General features: G+C 58.7%; 18 protein-coding genes. 13 read left to right on the top strand and 5 right to left on the bottom strand.

The genetic code is table 11. The features are described from left to right. Nucleotides 1–91: 91 nt before the first annotated feature. The 7 genes from AC2FD8_RS10530 (at nucleotide 92) to AC2FD8_RS10500 (ending at nucleotide 7461) form a co-directional block, all read left to right on the top strand. On the top strand, nucleotides 92–1177 hold the full coding sequence (locus AC2FD8_RS10530) for an AI-2E family transporter (protein ID WP_496855894.1): 1086 nt from the start codon (nucleotides 92–94) through the stop codon (nucleotides 1175–1177). A gap of 166 nt (nucleotides 1178–1343) precedes the next feature. Beyond that, nucleotides 1344–2321: an AAA family ATPase gene (locus AC2FD8_RS10525; protein ID WP_496855892.1), complete on the top strand. Its 978-nt coding sequence runs from the start codon at nucleotides 1344–1346 to the stop codon at nucleotides 2319–2321. Between the two features lie 20 nt (nucleotides 2322–2341). Then, on the top strand, nucleotides 2342–3289 hold the full coding sequence (locus tag AC2FD8_RS10520) for a DUF58 domain-containing protein (protein ID WP_496855890.1): 948 nt from the start codon (nucleotides 2342–2344) through the stop codon (nucleotides 3287–3289). After that, nucleotides 3286–3759, top strand: coding sequence for a DUF4381 domain-containing protein (locus AC2FD8_RS10515; protein ID WP_496855888.1), 474 nt, complete (start codon nucleotides 3286–3288; stop codon nucleotides 3757–3759). The genes AC2FD8_RS10520 and AC2FD8_RS10515 overlap by 4 nt, the downstream gene beginning before the upstream one ends. After that, a complete protein-coding gene (locus tag AC2FD8_RS10510) occupies nucleotides 3759–4742 on the top strand; it encodes a vWA domain-containing protein (protein WP_496855886.1) in 984 nt (327 codons plus the stop codon). Before AC2FD8_RS10515 ends, AC2FD8_RS10510 begins: the two co-directional genes overlap by 1 nt. 2 nt (nucleotides 4743–4744) lie before the next feature. After that, nucleotides 4745–6241 (top strand): VWA domain-containing protein, encoded by a 1497-nt coding sequence (locus AC2FD8_RS10505; RefSeq protein WP_496855885.1) that lies wholly within the window; start codon nucleotides 4745–4747, stop codon nucleotides 6239–6241. Beyond that, complete coding sequence (locus tag AC2FD8_RS10500; RefSeq protein ID WP_496855883.1) at nucleotides 6238–7461, top strand: hypothetical protein; 1224 nt, start codon at nucleotides 6238–6240, stop codon at nucleotides 7459–7461. The genes AC2FD8_RS10505 and AC2FD8_RS10500 overlap by 4 nt, the downstream gene beginning before the upstream one ends. Here the strand turns inward: AC2FD8_RS10500 and AC2FD8_RS10495 are convergent, their stop codons facing one another. After that, entirely contained in the window at nucleotides 7462–8142 is a 681-nt protein-coding gene (locus AC2FD8_RS10495) for a Crp/Fnr family transcriptional regulator (RefSeq protein ID WP_496855881.1), read from the bottom strand. 197 nt (nucleotides 8143–8339) lie between these two features. Between AC2FD8_RS10495 and AC2FD8_RS10490 the strand changes: the two genes are divergently transcribed. From AC2FD8_RS10490 to cls, 3 genes are all read left to right on the top strand, one after another. Continuing rightward, nucleotides 8340–9950 (top strand): arylsulfatase, encoded by a 1611-nt coding sequence (locus AC2FD8_RS10490; protein WP_496855879.1) that lies wholly within the window; start codon nucleotides 8340–8342, stop codon nucleotides 9948–9950. Between the two features lie 73 nt (nucleotides 9951–10023). Next, the gene (locus AC2FD8_RS10485) at nucleotides 10024–10998 is read left to right on the top strand and encodes an HAD family hydrolase (RefSeq protein WP_496855877.1); all 975 of its coding nucleotides are present in this window, start codon (nucleotides 10024–10026) and stop codon (nucleotides 10996–10998) included. A gap of 24 nt (nucleotides 10999–11022) precedes the next feature. Next, complete coding sequence (cls, locus tag AC2FD8_RS10480; RefSeq protein ID WP_496855875.1) at nucleotides 11023–12435, top strand: cardiolipin synthase; 1413 nt, start codon at nucleotides 11023–11025, stop codon at nucleotides 12433–12435. Here the strand turns inward: cls and AC2FD8_RS10475 are convergent. Beyond that, complete coding sequence (locus AC2FD8_RS10475; RefSeq protein WP_496855873.1) at nucleotides 12432–12866, bottom strand: ion channel; 435 nt, start codon at nucleotides 12864–12866, stop codon at nucleotides 12432–12434. The two genes, cls and AC2FD8_RS10475, sit on opposite strands and share 4 nt — an antisense overlap. Before the next feature lie 159 nt (nucleotides 12867–13025). Between AC2FD8_RS10475 and AC2FD8_RS10470 the strand changes: the two genes are divergently transcribed. The 3 genes from AC2FD8_RS10470 to AC2FD8_RS10460 are packed head-to-tail and all read left to right on the top strand — an operon-like array spanning nucleotide 13026 to nucleotide 17105. Beyond that, nucleotides 13026–13673 (top strand): ABC transporter ATP-binding protein, encoded by a 648-nt coding sequence (locus AC2FD8_RS10470; protein ID WP_496855871.1) that lies wholly within the window; start codon nucleotides 13026–13028, stop codon nucleotides 13671–13673. Further along, nucleotides 13670–16075 carry an FtsX-like permease family protein gene (locus tag AC2FD8_RS10465; RefSeq protein WP_496855869.1) on the top strand — a complete coding sequence of 802 codons (2406 nt, stop codon included), beginning with the start codon at nucleotides 13670–13672 and terminating at the stop codon, nucleotides 16073–16075. The genes AC2FD8_RS10470 and AC2FD8_RS10465 overlap by 4 nt, the downstream gene beginning before the upstream one ends. Continuing rightward, entirely contained in the window at nucleotides 16065–17105 is a 1041-nt protein-coding gene (locus tag AC2FD8_RS10460; protein ID WP_496855868.1) for a lipocalin-like domain-containing protein, read from the top strand. Before AC2FD8_RS10465 ends, AC2FD8_RS10460 begins: the two co-directional genes overlap by 11 nt. Before the next feature lie 104 nt (nucleotides 17106–17209). Here AC2FD8_RS10460 and AC2FD8_RS10455 read toward each other — a convergent pair whose 3' ends face one another. From AC2FD8_RS10455 to AC2FD8_RS10445, 3 genes are all read right to left on the bottom strand, one after another. After that, entirely contained in the window at nucleotides 17210–17641 is a 432-nt protein-coding gene (locus AC2FD8_RS10455) for a universal stress protein (RefSeq protein ID WP_496855866.1), read from the bottom strand. Beyond that, nucleotides 17638–20250, bottom strand: a complete 2613-nt coding sequence (locus tag AC2FD8_RS10450; protein WP_496855864.1) for a TRAP transporter permease — start codon at nucleotides 20248–20250, stop codon at nucleotides 17638–17640. The genes AC2FD8_RS10455 and AC2FD8_RS10450 overlap by 4 nt, the downstream gene beginning before the upstream one ends. Before the next feature lie 103 nt (nucleotides 20251–20353). After that, the gene (locus AC2FD8_RS10445) at nucleotides 20354–21322 is read right to left on the bottom strand and encodes a TAXI family TRAP transporter solute-binding subunit (RefSeq protein ID WP_496855862.1); all 969 of its coding nucleotides are present in this window, start codon (nucleotides 21320–21322) and stop codon (nucleotides 20354–20356) included. Nucleotides 21323–21562 lie beyond the last annotated feature (240 nt).

The raw sequence follows: 21562 nt of genomic DNA, 5'->3' as shown, positions 1-21562 counted from the left end.
AAATCAATCATATAAATAGTTGAGCGCATTGCATAAACTGATCGCCCTGTGCAGGATCGTATCAAGCGTCTTGCCACATTCAGGTTTGCACATGTCTCTGGACCCAAACAATAAACATGACCTACCCCGCGCGACACTGCCCATGGTGCGTGACACATGCATTGTCGCAACGCTTGTGGTTCTGGGGCTTTATGCGGGGTCCGCGTTCCTGATCCCGCTAACCATGGCCCTGCTGGTCAATGTTCTGATCATCGCGCTCAGCGACCGGATTACGGCGCTGACGCGTGTCCCCGTCTGGGTGGCCAACATCGCAGGCGTCACCGTGGTTCTGGCTGGCCTGTTCATGATCATGTATATCCTCGGCAGTCAGGCCACCCAATTCGCCCGCACCATTGGCACCTATGAGACCCAGTTCGACAATGCGGTGAACCGCATCGCCGGATTGGTCGGCAGTGACGTAACGCGCTTTATCCGGGACAATCTGGTCAGCATCGACATGTCTTATGTCGCGCGTATCCTTCTGGGCAGCGCAACATCCCTGCTGAACCATTTCTTCCTGATCAGCCTCTATGTCGCGTTTCTGATGGCCGAGCGTCTGGCGTTCCGAAAGAAGATCCAGATGGCGGCTGGCACCCCTCAGACCGGGCGGGAATTCGCAGCCATGCTGGATGCGATCTCGTTCAGCCTGCGCCGCTATGTCGGGGTCAAAACCCTGATCAGCCTGATCACGGCAAGCATCAGCTACAGCATCTTTCGCGCGCTGGGCCTTGAATATGCCGAGACATGGGCGGTACTGACCTTTGCGCTGAACTTCATCCCCTCGATCGGGTCGATTATTGCCGTCATCTTCCCCGCGATGATCGCCCTGGTGCAATTCGAAAGCATCGCGCCCTTTCTAGTGGTTGTACTGGGTTGCGGCACCATCCAGTTCCTGATCGGCAATTTCCTGGACCCGGCGATGCTGGGCCGGTCGCTGAACATGTCGACCTTTCTGGTCATCCTCGCCCTGACCTTCTGGACCACCGTATGGGGCCTGATCGGAGCCTTCCTGAGCGTCCCCCTGACCGTCTGTATCCTGATCGTCTTCAGCCATATCCCGGCGCTGAGGCCAGTTGCGATCCTGATGTCTCTGGATGGCAGGCTTGGGGATGACGACAAGGGGGCGATTTCAGGCTAGTTTCGACGCCGCGCGAAAACAATCAAATATAAGGAAGTTGGAATTCCTGTTGGTTTGCGGGCTGCCGCGCTGATAAAGTGTTCGCATTACACGAAAATCCCGAATCCCGGCCCCTGCAGGCATCTGGTTGCGCGGCCTTCCTTTCGGGCCGCAACGGGATATTTTAATGAGCGCACTCAATCAGATCATGGATCTCAGATCCCGCATGGCGCAGTCGATCATTGGACAGACCGAGGTGATTGATCGCCTGCTGATCGGCCTTCTGGCCAATGGCAACCTGCTGATCGAAGGGCTGCCGGGTCTGGCCAAAACGCGCGCGGTCAAGGCCATGGCCAAGAACATGGACGCGCAGTTCAGCCGCATTCAGTTCACACCGGACCTGCTGCCCTCGGACGTGACAGGGACCGAGATCTATCAGCAAACGGACAAAGGCAGCGAGTTCAAATTCGAACCTGGCCCCATCTTTGCCAACATCGTCCTTGCCGACGAGATCAACCGCGCGCCCGCCAAGGTTCAGGCCGCTTTGCTTGAGGCGATGGAGGAACGTCAGGTCACCGTGTCCGGCACCACCCACAAGATGGAGCCGCTGTTCATCGTCATGGCCACCCAAAACCCGATCGAGCAAGAAGGCACCTACCCTCTGCCCGAGGCACAGATGGACAGGTTCCTCATGCATGTGCAGATCACCTACCCTCCGGTCGAGGATGAGGTTGAGGTCATCCGTCTGGTGCGTGGTGAGGACATCGCCGCAGGCAAAGATGCCCCCAAAGAACGTCCGCCAGCAATCCCGCAGGAGGCCATCTTTGACGCCCGTTCCGAGATCGGACAAATCCACGTCTCGGATGCGATGGATCGCTACATGGCCGATATCGTTCAGGCCACCCGCACGCCCGAAGCACTCAGCCCCGAATTGGCAAGTTGGATTGAGATCGGCGCCAGCCCGCGCGCTTCGCTTGCGTTGGATAAATGCGGGCGCGCCCATGCATGGATGAACGAGCGCGACTATGTCGACCCCGCCGATATCCGCGCCATCGCCCATGACGTGCTGCGCCATCGCGTGACTCTCAGCTTCGAGGCGCAAGGATTGGGTAAATCCCCAGATGATGTGATTGCCGATCTGTTGCGTTTGGTTGCATTGCCCTGACCCCTAAGGATACCGGCCGCATGACTCAGACTGCGCCATATTCCAAAGACCCGCGCATCCATGTGGATGCCGACCAGCTTATGCGTCTTGGCCCCCAAGCCCGAGCGCTCAGCCTGTTGCCCCGCCAACCCGCGCGGTCGATCCTGAATGGCCGCCATGCCTCGCGCCTGCGCGGACGCGGCCTGAACTTTGAAGAACTTCGCGGTTATCTGCCCGGTGACGACATTCGGACCATCGACTGGAAAGTCACCGCCCGCACCGGAAACCCCCATGTTAGGGTCTATACCGAAGAACGCGACCGCCCTGCCCTGTTGCTGGTCGATCAGCGTGTTTCGATGTTCTTTGGAACCGTTGCCTACATGAAATCCGTCATCGCCGCCGAGGCCGCGGCGATCGCGGCGCATCGCGTATTGGGTCAGGGAGATCGCGTGGGCGGCCTTGTCTTCAACGATACCAGCGTGGCCGAACATCGCCCTCAGCGCCGCGCAACGGCCCTGACGCGACTGCTGTCTTCTATAGCGACGGCCAACTCTGCCCTGCATGCCGGCCTGACGCCAGAACCGACCGTATCCCTGAACGATATGCTGACCGAAGCCGCGCGCGTCTGCCAAACCAGCGGTTTGATCTGCCTGTTTTCGGACTGCGACGGGCTGGATGACCGGTCAGAAGCCCTGCTCCGCCGCCTTGCAGCGTCGAACGATCTGATCGTCTTCACCATCGCCGATCCAACGTCGCGCAGGTTGGCCCCGGGCCTCAAACTAACCGTCTCGGACGGGGACGCGCAGATTGAAATCGATAGCTCCGATCCCGAGCTTTCCGCGAAAATCCGCGCCGCAATGGAGGATCGCCTTTCGCAGCTCCACAAATGGTCGCGCCGTTATGGGTTCCCTGTGGTTCCCCTGACGACTTCGGAACCGGCGCTGGATCAGTTGCTGCGCTTGTTCGGACATGGCGGAGCGCGGCGATGAGCATCGACACCACCGGGAAATCGCTAGTTGATTTACTGAACATGCTCGAACCCGCGCCCGAGCCTTTGCCCATTTCAATGATGCCGCAGACATGGGGATGGGCTGCCTTGGCGGTCTTGTTGCTGATCGTCTTGTTCGGCGCCGTCTTCGCGATCCGCAAACACAGACACGACAATGCTTATCGACGGGCTGCTCTGGCAGAGTTGTCGGTGCCAGGCATCCCGGCAGCAAAGATTGCCGAGGTGCTGCGGCGGACGGCTTTGGCCGCATACCCAAGGGAGCAGGTCGCAAGTCTATATGGTGACGAGTGGGTTAAGTTTCTAAACCAATCCTCTGATATTGCAGATTTAGACCAAGAATTGAGCCATGCCCTAACCGGCGCGCCCTACAAAACAACCCGCTCAAACGAAGACCTCAGGCAAATGGCCCGGCATTGGGTCAAGTCTCACAAACCATATCGGAGCGCCTGATGTTTTCCTTCGCCGCTCCCTGGGTCTTTCTCTTGCTGCCTTTGCCCGCAGCCGTGTATTTCCTCGTCCCACCTCGGCGTGAGAAAACGGCCTCGGTCCGCATTCCCTTCTTTCGCCGTGTCGCGCAAGCTGCTGGTATTGATCCGAAATCCGGGTCTGTGATCCGAAACCGCGCCAGACTGCAAACAGCCAGTGTCATGGCTATCTGGCTGCTGCTGGTTCTGGCCCTCGCCAGACCCGAGCGTTTGGGCGAGCCAATTGTGATCGAGAAATCCGCGCGGGATGTTGTTCTTGCCTTGGATATCTCAGGTTCGATGGATCAGCGCGACTTTCAGACTGACTCTGGCACGCCGATGCAGAGGCTCGACGCCGTCAAAGGCGTCTTGAAACAGTTCATTGCCGAACGTGATGGCGACCGGATGGCCCTGATCATCTTTGGCACTCGCGCGTTCATTCAGGCCCCCTTCACCGAAGACCTCAATAGTTTGAACGGCTTCCTGGATCAAACTCAAGTCGGCATGGCCGGTCCAAACACGGCGCTTGGCGATGCTATTGGCCTTGGAATACGCACGTTCGAGTCAAGCGAAGTGGACCAGCGCCTGATGATCGTTCTCAGCGATGGGGCGGATACCTCAAGCCGCATGACGCCGGTAAACGCCTCAGCCATTGCTGCCGAAAAAAACGTGGTCATCTACACGATTGGCGTCGGAGATCCGAACGCCTCGGGCGAAGATCGCGTCGACCTGCAGGCCTTGCAGGACATAGCCGACCGCACGGACGGAGAGTATTTCTTTGCCGACGATACGACAGCTTTGGCGCAAACCTATGCGCGAATTGATGATTTGAACCCACGAACCGTTGAAACCCAAAGCTATCGACCCCGTCAAAGCCTGTCCTATATTCCATTGCTGCTGGCGCTGATGGCCATTCTGATCAGCACAGCCGGGTTCCATTTCTCCCACCGAAAAAAGGGAGTTAGCTGACAATGGACCTAACGGATTTCCATTTTATTCGAGTGTATTACCTGTTGCTCCTCATCCCCATGGCGGTCCTGTGGTGGAGGATCAGACCCAAACCCTCGCGCCAATCTGAACGGACTTCCGGGATCGCGCCCCATCTTGCCGCCGCCCTGCAATTGGGCGCGGAGGAGACCCGTCGAATTCATCCCATCGACGTCGCCATGATCATCGCCTCACTTGTCACCCTCGCAGCTGCAGGGCCGACATGGTCGCGCGCACCCAATCCGCTGATCGCGGATAATGCGCCGCTGGTGATCGCCCTCAAAGTCACCGAAAGTATGGAGACCTCCGATCTTGCGCCTTCGCGCTTGGACCGGGCCAAGTTCAAAATCGCCGACCTGATCACCGAACGCGCCGGAGCGCGCACCGCACTGATCGCCTATGCCGGCACCTCGCACAGCGTTGCGCCTCTGACCGAGGATGCCAACATTCTGCGCCCGCTGCTTGAGGGGCTGACGCCAGCCGTGATGCCCAAGCAAGGTGATGCCGCCGCTGATGCCCTGACGCTGGCGCAATCCATTTTGGACGAAAGCGAGAGCCCGGGTGCGGTTTTATTCGTTCTGGACGATCTTGATCCATCTCAGGTTCCTGATCTAAGCACCTCAACTCATGATCTTTTCTTCCTGACCATGCTGCCCGATGGCGACCGGATCGCGCAGCTGGGAAATGTCCAAGGTGCTTCGACTATTGCGTTTACGGATGACGACCGGGATATCTCTCGGCTGCAACGCCAAATTCAGTCGGCCTATACCGCAGCCCTGAACGATGACGATCGTTTGGACTGGCAAGACAAGGGTTGGATGCTGGCCTGGCCGGCTGCGCTGCTGTCGCTTTTGTGGTTCCGCAAAGGATGGGTGATCCGATGGGCGTTTTTGGCGCTGTTCGTCCTTCCGCCCTCGGGCGCACGCGCCGAGGGTTGGCGGGATTGGTTCCTGACATCGGATCAGCAGGGGCAAATTGCGATGAACCAGAAGCGGTTTGGAGACGCGGCCGAGCTGTTTGAGGACCCGTATCACAAGGGCTATGCCTATCTCAAAGACGGACAATATGAACAGGCCTCTGAGATTTTCGCAGGTTTGAATACGGCCGAGGCCGCTTTTGCCGAAGGTATGGCCCGTATCCGAAACCGCGAGTACCGCCCCGCAATTACGGCGTTTGAAGTCGCTCTGGAACGTCGCCCGAATTGGCCAGAGGCGCAACATAACCTTGAGGTCTCTAAAGCCATCTTGGACTTTGTCGAAACGACCCGGGAACAGTCGGACACAGGTGAAGACGCTGGGATTGGTGCGGACGATACGGTCTTTGACAATGACGACGCGCGGGGCAGTGAAACCACGGTTCAAGCGCCCAAGGATGGACCGCAAACGCTGAATGCGGAGCAATGGATAAGCACCATTGATACCGACATGCAGGATTTCCTGCGCAACCGTTTCCTGTTGGAAAATCAGGAGCGAACAGAATGAGATACGCGCTCCTCTTCATTCTCCTATTCCCGGTATCCGTCGTCGCGCAAGGCCGCGAAACGACCGCCCCGCAGATCACGGTTGAAGCACCGGAGGAGCCCGTCATCGTCGGCCAGCCAGCGATTGTTCGGATCAAGGTTCTGGTGCCGACCTTCATGCCACAACCGCCGGAATTTCCCTCTCTGGAGCAACAAAACCTTTTGGTGCGCCTGCCTGAACGAGCCTCGGGGCCAGTCAGCGAGACCGCAAACGGAGAGACATGGTCGGGTGTTCAGCGCAGCTATCGTGTGTATCCTCTGATTGCCGGCGACATCACATTCGACGCGCAGACAGTTGCCGTAACCTATGCCGATCCCGCGACAAACGCCCCGGTTCAAGCCTTGGTTGACCTGCCTCCGGTCAAGGTCACAGCCAAAATACCGGATGGCGCGGAAGGCCTGGACCCGTTGATCATCGCAACCGGGTTCACCCTTGAGCAGAATCTCGAAGGCCCAACCGACATGCAGGCCGGGGATGCCATTACGCGCGAGTTGACTGCGCGTATCTCTGGCACAACGCCGCTGTTGATCCCGGTTCTGACACCGCAACAGCAAAGCCCGCTGCTGCGCGCTTATCCCAAGGAACCCCGGATTTCAGAATCTGAGGAACGTGGAGTTTTGTCCGGCCAACGCCTGGAAGAGGTCGTGTATATCGCGCAGCAGGAAGGTGATGCGCAATTGCCGCCGGTATCCATCGACTGGTTCAACCTGCAGACCAACCAGATTGAAACCGCCTATATTCCGGAGACAGAGCTGACGCTTGCGCCGCCGAAATGGCAGCCGCCCAATTTGGCAGAGGTCTTGAAAGCGGGCGCGTTGGTCGCAGTTGTCCTTATCGCAATTGGCGCGTTGGTGCGATTTCTCTACCCACGCTACAGCGATCTGCGACAGGCACGGCGAAATCGGTACCTGGCATCACGACAATATGCCGTGGATACTTTGAAGACAGCAGTACAAGCCCATGATTTAACGGCAACTTATACCGCTTTGGAGCTTTGGAAAATGCGCGGCGGACCGCTTGAAAATGCGCGGAATCTAGAGGAATGTCTGACCCGTATCGGAGCTGCGCGGTATTCAGGCCGCAATAACACGGAGGACTGGGGCCGCGCCCTTCAAAACGTGGCCTCGTTGCGAGGTCCGGTAGCGCGCGACAGGGATGCTTTGCCTCCGCTCAATCCTTAGTCAACTCTGGCAATTCGCGATCAATTTGCTGCGGTCGATCAGGCGCAGGCGCCCGTAGCCAAGTTCGACCAGACCCAGATCCACCAGACGATGCAGATTGCGGTGCAAGGTGGGTTGAGAAACCGCCACCATCGCAGCCAGTTCTTCCTGCGAGACAACGATCCAACCACCGTCATTCGAAGCCCCTTCGTCGAGATGCAACAGACGCAGCACAAGGCGTTTCTCGGTGCCTGTTACGGCCAGATTGGCCGTGATACGCAACGCGGTTTTCATATTCTCACGCGTCAACGCATAGAAATCGCGTATGTATTCCGGATTGTCCTGCACCAGCCTTTCAATCCGTGATGAGGGAAAGAACAAGGCCCGGGTCTTTTGCATGGCCATAACACTGACAAGACGCTGCGCTTCTGCAAACAGTGCAAGATCCCCGATCCAAAACCCGCGCCCATCGCGATGTACGACAAACTCCTGCCCGTCATCCGCTGGCGCCGTGATCTGCACCGACCCGTTGAGGACCGCGTGAATTCCATTGGCCGTGTCGCCATAATGATAGAGCGTTTCACCCGCATCAAAGTTCTTGCGCACCGCGCAAGACATAAGATCGCTCTGAAACCTGTGCCCGCGCCCTCCAAACCATTCCGATTGGGTCAGGGTGCGAATATCTTCATCTACATCAAACATTTGTATCTTTGAAATCTCTCATATGATAGGTTTTCGATACATTTCATAGCTTAAACTAGTCTCGTTAGATTCTCGGAAAAATAGATCATTTTTCGTCTGATAATCAACAACTTGTTCGCGGCCATCTGTCTTGCAACAGCCGATGCCACTAAACAAAATTGCCGGGCCAATAATTCCCGTCTACTAAGGAGTATTCCATGTCACCTCCACTGGAAATTGCAAACAACTGGCGCAAGGCTCTGCGCAGGGTCGCTGTCACGACCGTTGCCGTTGCGCTTTCCCTGCCTGCCTGGGCACAGGACCAGAAGCCTAATATTCTTGTGATATGGGGCGATGACATTGGTCAGTCGAATATCTCGGCCTACACGATGGGTATGATGGGGTATCAGACGCCCAATATCGACCGCGTTGCCAAGGAAGGTATGATCTTTACTGATTACTATGGTGAGCAGTCCTGCACAGCGGGCCGGTCATCCTATATCATGGGGCAATCCGTGTATCGGACGGGTCTGTCCAAGGTCGGCCTTCCAGGCGCGGATTTGGGAATGCAGGTCGAAGATCCCACCATTCCGGGTCTGTTGAAAGACCACGGCTATGTCACCGGTCAATTCGGCAAGAACCACCTGGGTGACAAAGATGAACATCTGCCGACAAACCACGGTTTTGACGAGTTCTTTGGCAATCTTTATCACCTGAATGCCGAAGAAGAACCGGAAAACGAAGACTATCCCGGTGATCGCATTCTGGCTGACGGTCGCACCTTCCGCGAAGCGTACGGCCCGCGCGGTGTGATCAAATCCAAATCCGATGGCACGATCGAAGACACTGGCCCCCTGACCCGCAAGCGTATGGAAACCGTGGATGATGAAACCGTGGCCGCCGCCATCGACTTCATCACGCGCGCCAATGAGCAGGGTCAACCCTTCTATGTCTGGTGGAACGGCACCCGGATGCACTTCCGCACCCACGTCAAGGACGAGATGCGCGCCAAGGCCAACGAAATCTCGGGTCGTGTGGCCGACGAGTACACCGCAGGCATGATCGAACATGACATGCATGTCGGGCAACTTCTGGATTTGCTGGACGAGCTTGGCATCGCAGACAACACGATCGTTCACTACTCCACCGACAACGGCCCGCACATGAACACGTGGCCGGATGGCGCCTCAACGCCGTTCTGGGGTGAGAAGAATACCAACTGGGAAGGCGGATGGCGTGTGCCCTCGATGGTGCGCTGGCCGGGCCAGATTGAGGCCGGTTCTGTCTCCAACGAGATCGTCCACCATATGGACTGGCTGCCCACCTACCTTGCGATCGCCGGCGACCCCGAGATCAAGGAAAAGCTGAAGACGGGCTACAGTTCGACCGGTATGGGCCGCGATTACAAAGTCCATCTGGATGGCTACAACATCCTGCCGCTGCTGACCGGCGAGGCCACGGAAAGCCCCCGGAAAGAGATCTTCTATTTCTCGGATGATGGCGACCTGACGGCGCTTCGTTTCGAAGACTGGAAGCTGATCTTCCTCGAGCAGAAAGCCTGGGGCACCCTGCGCGCGTGGATCGAACCCTGGACCGAGCTGCGCATCCCGTTGATCATCAACCTGCGCCGCGACCCGTATGAGCGGGCCTACCGGACCTCGAACACCTACTATGACTGGCTGTTGGAGCGGGCTTATTTCCTGGTTCCCGCCCAGCAATATGTCGGTACATTCCTGAGCACGTTTGAAGAGTACCCGCCGCGTCAGAAGGCGGCGAGCTTCAACCTGGATCAGGTAATGGAAAAGCTGACAACGCCGGCCAACAACTAAACTTGGCGCGTAGATCCACCGGGCCGCCCGTCACGGGGCGGCCCTATTCATTCAAGAAACCACCGAGAATTTCATGAAACACGCTGTTCTAAGTGCCCTATTATCAATTGCCCCGGTTGTGTTGCTTGCAGATCCTTTGCCTAGCTGGACGCAAGGCACCTCGAAAGATGCGATTTTGGATTTTGTCGTGGCCGTGACCGATCCTGACAGCCCGGAATATGTCACCCCCGCCGACCGGATCGCGGTCTTTGACAATGACGGCACGCTTTGGGCGGAACAGCCGGTCTATTTTCAGTTCATCTTCGCAATGGACCGTCTGTCCGAACTGGCCACGCAGGACCCCACCATCCTGACCACTCCGACCTTGCAAGCCGCTGCCAAGGGTGATCTGGCCGCCGTTCTGGAAGGCGGTCATGAGGCGTTGATCGAGGTCGTAAACGCCTCGCACTCGGGCATCAGCGTCGAAGAGTTTCAAGCCGCTGTGGCGGATTGGCTGGACAACGCACAACACCCCGAGACCGGCTTGCCCTATGATCAGATGACTTACCAACCGATGGTCGAGCTGCTGCGCTTTCTGCGCGATGAGGGGTTCTCGACCTATATCGTCTCGGGCGGCGGGCTGGACTTCATGCGTGTCTTTGCCGAACAGGCCTATGGTATCCCGCCCGAACAGGTTTTGGGTACCTATGGCACGAGCAGCTATACTCAGGTCGATGGCGTTCCGACCATTGTCAAGGAACCGGGCATCGCCTTTGTCGACGACAAAGAGGGCAAGCCGATCAACATCGAACGCACGATCGGAAAGCGCCCCATCCTTGCCGGAGGCAACTCGGATGGTGATTTCGCCATGCTGGAATGGACCACCGCGGGTGATGGTCCGCGTCTGGGTGTTCTTGTTCATCATACAGATGCTGCACGGGAATGGGCCTATGACCGTGACAGTGCCGTAGGTCGTCTGGTCGACGGGCTGGATCAAGGCCCCGGCATGGGCTGGGTCATTGTGGATATGGCGCAGGACTGGTCGCGCATCTACACTGGTGCAAACTGACCCGCGCCGGAGGCCGCCGCACCCATGTGGACATTGCTTGTTTCTGCCCTCGTTTTTTGTCTCTACGTGACGGCGGGCGTGTTCTCGCTACGCGCGGCGCAGACCGCGCGTACCCCTCAGGGGGCTGTGGGCTGGGTGGTGTTTCTGATCTCGGCCCCGTTCCTTGCGGTGCCTATGTATCTGTTTCTGGGCCACCACCGCTTTCGCGGCTACCGCATCGCGCGGCAGGAAAGCGAGCGGGTTGTCGAAGGCATAAAGACTTTCGCCGACTATTCGAAACCCGATCCCGCGACCATGACACTCAACCCTCGTCCGTTTGAGGTTCTGGCCCACCTGCCCGTCTCGCGCGGGAACGGGGCCGAGTTGCTGGTCGATGGGCAGGCCACGTTCGATGCGATTTTCAAGGCCATTGACGCGGCTGAAAACTACATCCTGATCCAGTTTTACATCATCCGGGATGATGCGCTGGGGCAGGAGTTGCAGCAAAAGCTGATCGCCGCTGCGAAACGCGGTGTGCATGTCCGTTTCATGACGGATGCTGTTGGCAGCTACGGTCTTCCGACCGCTTATCTTGAAACGATGCGCGAGGCCGGGATAGATGTGGGCGACCCAAAGCAGCAACGCGGCCCGAACTTCCGGCTTCAACTGAACTATCGCAATCACCGCAAAACGGTAGTCATTGATGGCGAAACCGGGTTCATCGGCGGCCACAACGTTGGGGTCGAGTATCTGGGCCAAAGCACCCGCTTTGGGCATTGGCGCGATACTCATCTGAAAATGACCGGCCATATCGTGCGGCAGCTTCAACTGATTTTCTGCGAAGACTGGCACTGGGCGCGGAATGAAGACCTGATTGACCAGCTCGATTGGGCAGGCAACGAGTCGGAACAGGACATGAACGCCCTTTTGGTGGCAACCGGGCCAGGAGATGAGACCGAAACCGGTGCCATGCTGTTTTTTTCCGCTATCGCCGAGGCCAGAGAGAGGCTGTGGATCGCCTCGCCTTATTTCGTGCCGGATATCGACATCATGACTGCCCTGCAACACGCGGCCATGCGCGGGGTCGATGTGCGCATTCTGGTGCCGGACGTGATTGACCACCGCCTGCCCTGGCTTGCCGCCTTCGCCTATTTCGATGAAATCCGGGACTGTGGCGTGCGCGTCTTTCGCTACACCGACGGGTTCATGCATCAAAAGGCGTTTGTGGTGGATGATGCTCTGGCCGCGGTGGGCACGACCAATCTGGACAACCGCTCATTCCGGCTGAATTTCGAAGCGATGGCGCTGTTTTTCGACCCGCGCGCGGCGGACGCCGTCAGCCAGATGCTGTCTGCCGATTTCGATAACAGTTACGAGCTGACACGCTCTCTGCCCCAGCAACCGGCCCATATCCGTTTTGGCGCCCCTCTTGCGCGGTTGTTTGCCCCTATTCTTTAAGAGAAAATCCTGTCCTGAAACACGCGCGTCATCAGCGCAACCATATACGCGGTCGACAGGCCAAAGGCCAACAGCCCCGTGACGGCCGCGAAGGATCCAAAAATCCGCAGCGCCTCGCCCAATACGATATCGCCATATCCCAGCGTCGTGAAAGTCACCAGGGAAAAGTAGATGGCCGTATTCCAATCGGGCAGCACATTCAGCAATACCCAGACGATCGCCCAGATCCAGACCTGAATGGTGTGGATGGCGATAATAAAGCCAAGCGCAATCCCGATCGGCACCGCCGTTCCCAGAAACACACCTTTCTTTTCCAGGTTGGCCCCCATTTTCATGATCACAACAGTACACCAGGTCAACAGAAGGATCTCGACCAGAAAACACAGGCCCAGAAAGGTGCTTCCCCAGACAATCTGATGTAGCAAGGTCATGTTTTTACGTCCTGAATCAAGCTGCGATACGGTCGCCTCAGCATGACCTTTGCGGCGGTCAAGCACAAGGGCGCACGCCTTTGTTGCACATCAATGCCCAGTCGGCACTGGACAGCGGATCAAACAGTTGCACATCTAGGACGAAAAGCGAGGCGGATCATGCTGTTGTCGATTGAACATGTTCACAAGACCTATCCCGGTGGACGGCCTGTGCTACAGGATGTCTCGCTGACGCTGGACCATGGCCAGACGCTGGCACTGACCGGCGAAAGCGGCAGTGGCAAATCCACCTTGCTGAACCTTTCAGCCGCGCTTGATCATTTCGACGCCGGAGAGATCACGCTGGATGGTATTGCTCTGTCACATCTGGACGATGCCGGGCGCGCCGGGCTTCGACGGAAACATGTTTCGCTGGTGTTTCAGCAGTTCAACCTGATCCCGTCGTTGACGGTCGCCCAGAACCTGTCCTTCCACGCACGGCTGGCAGGTTGCCACGACCTCGAATGGGAGGCGCACCTGGCGGATCGTCTCGGCCTGAGCGATCTTTTGCCCCGCTTCCCCGAGCGTCTTTCCGGCGGTCAGCAGCAACGCGTCGCCATCGGGCGCGCAATGGCCGTGCGGCCTAAGCTGCTGCTCGCGGATGAGCCGACGGGCAATCTGGATGAAACCGCCAGTGCGGCTGTGCTCGACCTGATGCTGTCTCTGGTAACTGAGTCCGGCGCCGCGCTGCTGTTGGTGACGCATTCGCATGACATTGCAGGCCAACTGGATCGCAGAGTTCATCTGGCAGGCGGGCGCATTCAATGACGGCAGCCACAATACAGGCGCTAACGTCTCATTGGCGACGCCATTGGTTGCAGCTTGCGACGTTACTGATCGGGATCGCATTGGCAACAGGGCTTTGGTCGGCGGTTCAGGCGATCAATGCCGAGGCCCGCGCCAGTTACGCTCGGGCCAATGCGCAGCTTGCCTTGGGTCAGTTCGATGAGTTGCGCGATCCTTCGGGGGTGATCCCGCTGGCCCGCTATGCCGAGCTGCGCCGCGCCGGGTGGCAGGTGGCAGCGGTGCTGGAAGGGCCTTATCGTATACAGGGCCAAACGCTGCGCGTGCTCGGCGTCGATATGCTCGCCTATCCAGCCCTCCCTGCGATCACCGAGGCTGAGGCCGAAACAGATCCTGCAGATATCCTGACGGCACCGGGCCGCTTGCTGGCTTCGGCTGAGTTGGCCACCCTATTGCAGTCGCAGGACGATCTGCCACCGGTGCTGATCACATCCGAGCTTCCTCCGGATGTGATCCTGACCGACATAGGAGTCGCCGAAACCTTGCTCGGTGCGCCCGGTCAGATTTCGCGCCTAGTGGTTCTGCCAAACCAACCCCGTTCGGCCCCTCCACTGTCCGAAATCGCGCCGGAGTTAGAGCGGATCAGCCCCGCCTCACAAGTCGATACCGCGCAGCTGACCGACAGTTTCCACCTGAACCTGACCGCGTTTGGAATGCTGTCCTTTGCCGTTGGGCTGTTCATCGTCAATGGTACGGTTGGTCTGGCCTTTGCGCAGCGTCGCGGCATGATCCGAACCTTGCGTGCGCTGGGGGTGTCGATGCGTCGGCTGGTCTGGTTGATCCTGGCCGAGCTGACCCTTCTGGCCCTGATCGGGGGCATCATCGGCCTGATCCTGGGCTTCTTCCTCGCCGGAGCGCTTTTGCCAGATGTGGCCGCCACATTGCGCGGTCTCTACGGCGCACCTGTCACCGGGCAATTGACCCTCCAACCCGTATGGGCGTTGGCCGGACTAGGAATGGCGCTCGGAGGGACCCTGATCGCCAGCGCGCAAGCCCTTTGGCGCCTGTCACGCATGCCGTTATTGGCAGGTCCGGGCGTGCAAGCCTGGCGCGGCAGTGGACAAGGCCAACGGCTGGCGGCCTACTGCGGCGTGGCGCTGCTTGTCTTTGGCGGGCTGGTTTATACCACGGTCGGAGGTCTCATCGGTGGCTTCGCGCTGCTGGCGGGCCTGTTGACAGGTGCGGCCTTGCTGTTGCCGCTCAGCCTGTCTGTTGCGCTAAACCTCTGCGCCCGTCGCGCCCACGGCCCGGTTGCGCAATGGGTCTGGGCTGACATGCGCGCGCAACTGCCCGGTCTGTCGCTCGCGCTGATGGCGCTGCTGCTGGCCTTGGCGGCGAATATCGGCGTGGGAACCATGGTCTCCAGCTTCCGCCTCACCTTTGTCGGATGGCTGGATCAACGACTGACCTCCGAACTGTATCTGACCGCTGAAAGCGACCAACAAGGGCATGAGATCACCCAGTGGCTAGAGCCGCAAGTCACCGCCATCCTTCCCATCCGCAACGTCGAACTGGCGCATGAAACCGGGCCGTTGTTCCTGTATGGTGTGGTCGATGATCCGAGCTATCGCCAGTATTGGCCACTGATCGCGCGCACCGATGAGAGTTGGGATCAGGTCATGTCGGGTGATGCGGTTTTGATAAACGAACAGCTTGCACGACGCGCCGACCTCTGGCCCGGCGACGTGCTACGCCTAGGCCCGGACCACCGGTTGCCGGTCGCGGGGGTTTATTCGGACTATGGCAATCCAACCGGACAGGCGATTGTTTCGATGGCTCAACTGGACCTGATCGCACCGGGGCAAGAGGCGCGCCGGTTCGGCATTCGTCTCGACCCAAACCGCGCAACCGATCTGGCGCAGACCCTGCGCGAAAGGTTCGACCTTGCGCCTCAGGCCGTCGTCCAGCAGGCCGCAATGAAGGCCCAATCCCGCGCGATTTTCGAAAAGACCTTTGTGGTGACCTCTGCCCTCAATGTCCTGACACTTGGGGTTGCGGGGTTTGCCATCCTCACCAGCCTCCTGACGCTCTGGACCCAGCGCCTGCCCCAGATCGCGCCGGTTTGGGCGCTTGGGTTGGACCGCGCGCAATTGGCGCGGCTGGAACTTTCGCGCAGCGCCATTCTGGCCGCGATGACGGCGTGCCTTGCGCTTCCTCTTGGGCTGATCCTCGCCTGGGTGTTGCTGGCCGTGATCAATGTCGAGGCCTTCGGCTGGCGGTTGCCCATGTATGTCTTCCCTTGGGACTGGTTGGCTCTGTTCCTGCTGACCCTGATCGCCGCACTGGCCGCGGCCGCCCTACCCGCCTTGCGTCTGCTGCGCCTGCCACCCGCCGATTTGCTGAGAGTATTTGCCAATGAACGCTAAGGCTTTTTTTATAGCTCTGCTGTTTCTATTCCCCTTTGGCGCATTGGCTCAGGGGTATGCAGGGCTTGGAGGTTCGGCCGAAGGGTTCGAAACGCCTCAGCGCGGCTACACGTTCGAATTCCCGGCAGATCATGGCCCTCATCCCGCGTACCGGATCGAATGGTGGTACCTGACAGCCAACCTGAAGAGCGACGATGGGACGGACTATGGCATTCAATGGACCCTGTTCCGATCTGCCCTAAAGCCTTTTGACACCGAAGGCTGGCAGAGTCCCCAGATCTGGATGGGCCATGCGGCAATGACCACACCTGAGCGCCACTTCTTTACGGAACGCCTGTCGCGCGGTGGTGTGGGTCAGGCCGGTGTCACGGCGCAACCTTTTGCGGCGTGGATCGACGAATGGCGGATGAGTGGACCGGACTTTGATACTCTGTCCCTGACGGCCCATGGCGCGGATTTTGGCTATGACCTTGCGCTGAACGCCCAAGGGCCGTTGGTCTTTCATGGGGACGATGGCTTTTCGGTAAAATCCGCCGACGGACAGGCGAGCTACTACTACTCGCAACCGTTCTACGCCGTCGAGGGTACCTTGCACCTGCCGGACCGGAATGTCACCGTCACCGGTCAGGCGTGGTTGGATCGCGAGTGGTCCTCGCAACCGCTGGCCGAGGATCAGAGCGGTTGGGATTGGTTCTCGCTCAGCTTCGACTCCGGCGAGAAACTGATGGGTTTTCGCCTGCGTGGCGATCGTCAGGACTTTACGGCGGCCACTTGGATCAATGCGGATGGCAGCACGCGGGCCTTGCCCGATGGGTCCGCCTTATTCACGCCGCTTGAAAAAGCGACGGTTGCTGGGCGCGACGTGCCTGTGCTGTGGAGTGTCACACTGCCTGACTATGATGTGGATGTTGAGGTCGGGGCCCTGATCCCTGATGCGTGGATGGGAACGCGATTTGAGTACTGGGAAGGCCCGGTCACCGTCTCAGGCAGCCACGCAGGGCGTGGCTATCTAGAGATGACCGGATACTGATCTATAGCGTTTCGAGTTTTTGTTGAAACACCCCTGCATCGCTTTTCGCGTTCGACCGAAGGGAGAGGCAGCGAACAAGCGATTCAAGGTAAACTCGAAACGTTTTACCGCACAACATAGACCGAAGCATTTGCGTGCCGGACCACGCGGGCGGCATTCGGCCCCAGCAGATAGTCCTTGAGATCCGGCTTATGCGCGCCGATTACGATCAGGTCGGACCCCGCGTTTTCCGCGGTTTTCAGGATCTCCTGATAGGCGGTCCCGGTGGCGACGACATGCCGGACAGATGCGTTGCGCTCTGCGCCCAGGGTCGCCTCACAAAGCGCGGTCAACTGAGATTGCGCCTGTTCCAGCGCCTTTTCGTGATGGTCGGCCTCGAAAAACCCCGAGACCCAGCTTTCACCATAATCCGGCAGGACGGTCACCACATCCAGCTGCGCGCCGTCCATATCCGCCAGAGCGGCCCCTTTCTTCAGCACCGGGCTGTCCAGTTCACCGTTGCTGATATCAATGGCGCAGAGAACCGATTGTGTCATGCTGTCACCTCTTCTTGTCTGGCGGCGCGGCCGCGTTGCAGGAAGGCGATCAGCCCCAACAAGAGCATCGCCGGGATATAGATCAGTTGTTTCGGAGGCTGACTGGACGGCAGACTGACCGAACTCAGACGCACCGCGTCATCGCCGTAATAGTCGAATATGCCCAGCTCATCCGCGACGGGCGAACCGAAAAGCGGCTCTTCGAGCTTGACCAGACCGTCCTCGTCCAACAGCAGCAGGCCCATGGCGTCAACGCGCGCGGCGCCGCCTTCTTCTTCACCCACGGTGACAACGACCGTCGTGTCGGTCATCTCAAGCGTGTCGAAGTCAGGGCCGCTGACCACGACGCGCACCTCGGTGCCCGGAGGGGTTTCTCCGATGGTTTCCACGAAGGCCGCAGGCTCGACCGTGGTATAAGGCGGCGAGATGCGGTCCATGAAGAAGTCCGGCCGGAACAGCGCAAAAGCCACCGCGATCAGGGCAACACTTTCGTAGATGCGGTTATGGGTCAGGAAATAACCCATGGTGCCCGCCGTGAAGACCAAAATCGCAATCGTGGCAAATATGGCGACGGTGATCCCTTCGAACCATGTTACATCGATCAACAACAGGTCTGTGTTGAAGATGAACACAAACGGCAGCGCGACGGTGCGAAGGCTGTAGAAGAATGCCGTGAAACCCGTACGGATCGCGTCACCGCCGGACACGGCGGCAGCCGCAAAGCTTGCCAAACCAACCGGAGGCGTCACGTCCGCCATGATCCCGAAATAGAACACGAACAGGTGTACCGCGATCAGCGGCACGATCAATCCGCTCTGCGCACCCAGTTCCACAACCACTCCGGCCATCAGAGAGCTGACGACGATATAGTTCGCCGTGGTCGGCAGGCCCATGCCCAGGATCAGGCTGAGGATACCGACCATGATCAGCATCAGGATCAGGTTGCCGCCTGACAGGAACTCGACCAGATCGGCCATTACCTGGCCCACACCGGTCAGCGTCACGGTGCCCACGATCACCCCCGCCGTGGCCGTGGCCAAGGCGATCCCGATCATGTTGCGCGCGCCGTCGATCAGGCCCTGCCATAGGTCGGCAACACCGTCGATGAAGCGGTTGTAGACCTCGCTTTGGCCCCGGAAAATCGCCTTGAGCGGCTTTTGCGTCAGAAGGATCACGAACAGCAGCGCCGTTGCCCAGAAGGCGGACAGACCGGGCGATTTCTGCTCGATCATCAGGAAGTAGACCAGCACGATGATCGGCAGCAGGTAGTGCAGACCGGCCTTGTAGATGTCCGCGATGACGGGCAGTTCTACCTCTTTGGCATTTGGATCATCCGGCTCAAGGTCCGGGACCTGCGCGGCCAGATACAGCAGCGCCACATAGACAGCACAGACGATCAGGCTCAGCACCAGACCGGCGGCCGTTGGCACCATGCTGGTGACCGCTTCGACGGGGAACTGAGAGCCATAGCAAAGCCCGGCGAAGACGAGGAAGAAGGACAGCATTCCAACCACGGTCCGCGCGAGGTGAACCTCACGGTTGCCAAGCGTCGGCATGTTGCGCTTCACGGCTTCCAGATGCACGATATAGACCAGTGCGATGTAGGAAATCGCAGCCGGCAGGAAGGCGTGGGTGATAACCTCAACATAGGAAATGCCCACATATTCCACCATCAGGAAGGCCGCGGCCCCCATGACGGGCGGCATGATCTGGCCATTCACGGATGAGGCGACCTCGACCGAGCCCGCCTGTTCGCTGGAAAAGCCCACGCGCTTCATCAGCGGAATGGTGAATGTGCCAGTGGTCACAACGTTTGCAATCGACGACCCCGAGATCAGGCCGGTCGCCGCTGAGCCTACAACCGCCGCCTTGGCCGGGCCACCGCGCAGGTGGCCGAGGGCGCCAAAGGCCATCTTGATAAAGTAGTTCCCCGCCCCGGCCTTATCGAGCAAGGCGCCGAACAGAACGAAGAGGAAGACGAATTTAGTCGACACACCAAGCGCGATACCGAACACGCCCTCGGACGTGATCCACATATGGCTCATGGCCTTTTTCAGGCTCGCGCCCTTCCAGCGGATCACCTCAGGCACCCATTCGGAAGAGCCGAAGAACACATAGGCAAGGAAGATCGTCGCAATAATCGCCATTGCCGGGCCAAGCGCACGGCGCGCGGCCTCGAACAGCAACAGCAATCCACCCAGCGCGATCCATTTATCGGTGTCGTCCGCCAGACCGCCGGCGTTCACAATCTTCTCGTAGAAGAAATAGCCGTAAAGCGCCACAAACGCGCCCAGCAGGCCCATGATCCAGTCCTGCACGGGGATATAGTTCCGAGGGCTGGATTTCAGCGCTGGATAGGCTGCAAAGGCCAGAAACATCGCAAAGGCCAGATGGATCTGGCGCGAGTTGTTGACCACGCTACCGGGCAACATCACGTTTGATATTGGCGAGGCCAAAACGACCTGAAACACTGACCAAAGCGCGGCAACAATCGCCAGAAATACCCCGACGTTGCCGACCGGGTTACGCCCGCCCGCATCGGAGGAGGCAACAAGCTCCTGCAGTTCTTCTTCGGATAGCGGTCGGTTGGATTGCGTGTCGGAACTCATATAGATGTCTCCCCGTCATGTGGCCTTTTTGGCCTTATTCTTTGCCCGTTCGATCCGGGCTTGGGTTGCAGGGCGCCCTTGGGCACCCTGCTTTGGGTCTGGTTTACTGAACCCAGCCTTTTTCTTTGTAGTACTTTTCAGCACCCGGATGCAGCGGTGCTGACAGGCCGTCCGAGATCATCTCTTCCGGCTTCAGGTTCGCAAATGCGGGGTGCAGCTTTTTGAAGTCGTCGAAATTCTCAAAGACCGAGCTGACAACCGCGTAGACCGCGTCATCCGACACATCTGCCGAAGTCACGAACGTCGCGCCCACACCAAAGGTCGTGGTGTCACCGTCCGAGCCACGATACATGCCACCCGGAATGGTCGCGGTACGGTAGTACGAATTGCCGTCGATCAGGCCGTCAATCGCATCGCCGGTCACGTTCACCAGAACGGAATCGCATGCGGTGGTCGCCTCTTGGATCGAACCCGACGGGTGACCAACAGTGTAGATCATCGCGTCGATCTGGTTATCGCACAGAGCTGCCGACTGCTCGGCCGCTTTCAGCTCGGATGCCAACTCAAAATCGTCGATGGTCCAGCCCAGGGATTCCAGAACGACATCCATGGTGCCGCGCTGACCGGAACCGGGGTTACCGATGTTCACACGCTTACCCTTGAGGTCTTCGAAGCTGGTGATGCCGGAATCGGCACGGGCCACCACGGTAAACGGCTCGGGGTGGACCGAGAACACCGCGCGCAGATTTTCGAACGCGCCCGCATCTTCGAATTTCGAGGTGCCATTATAGGCGTGGTACTGCCAGTCGGACTGGGCCACACCGAACTCCAACTCACCTTCGCGGATGGTGTTGATGTTGTAGACTGAACCACCGGTCGATTCGACCGAGCAGCGCACGCCGTGTTCCTTGCGGCCTTTATTCACCAGACGGCAGATCGCGCCACCTGTCGGGTAATACACGCCGGTCACGCCACCTGTACCGATGGTGATGAACTCTTCCGCATAGGCGGCAGGGGCCATCATTGCAGCGGTGACAAACGCGCCGAGGCTAAGCTTGCTGCTGTTTTTCATTGTAGAACTCCCACTATTATCACTTGGTTGGGAAAAGGCCGACGCCCCCCTTTCGGGACCCGCATTGGGTATTGTGCCGATAGGACACGTCAATCCGCATTGCAAAAGGGTCAGCTATTTTGATTTTCCGATATCTCCCAACAGGTCCGAAGTTTCATTCAGATACACTGAAAGTCAAGGCCAGCCCGTCAACAGAACGCCGCTGACATCAGATATGAGGTTGTTTTCAAATCTTTCCCC

Source organism: Ruegeria sp. YTSC192, from assembly GCF_059609705.1.
Note: the sequence above shows the minus strand (reverse complement) of the source record. Positions and strands in the feature narration are given on the sequence as shown.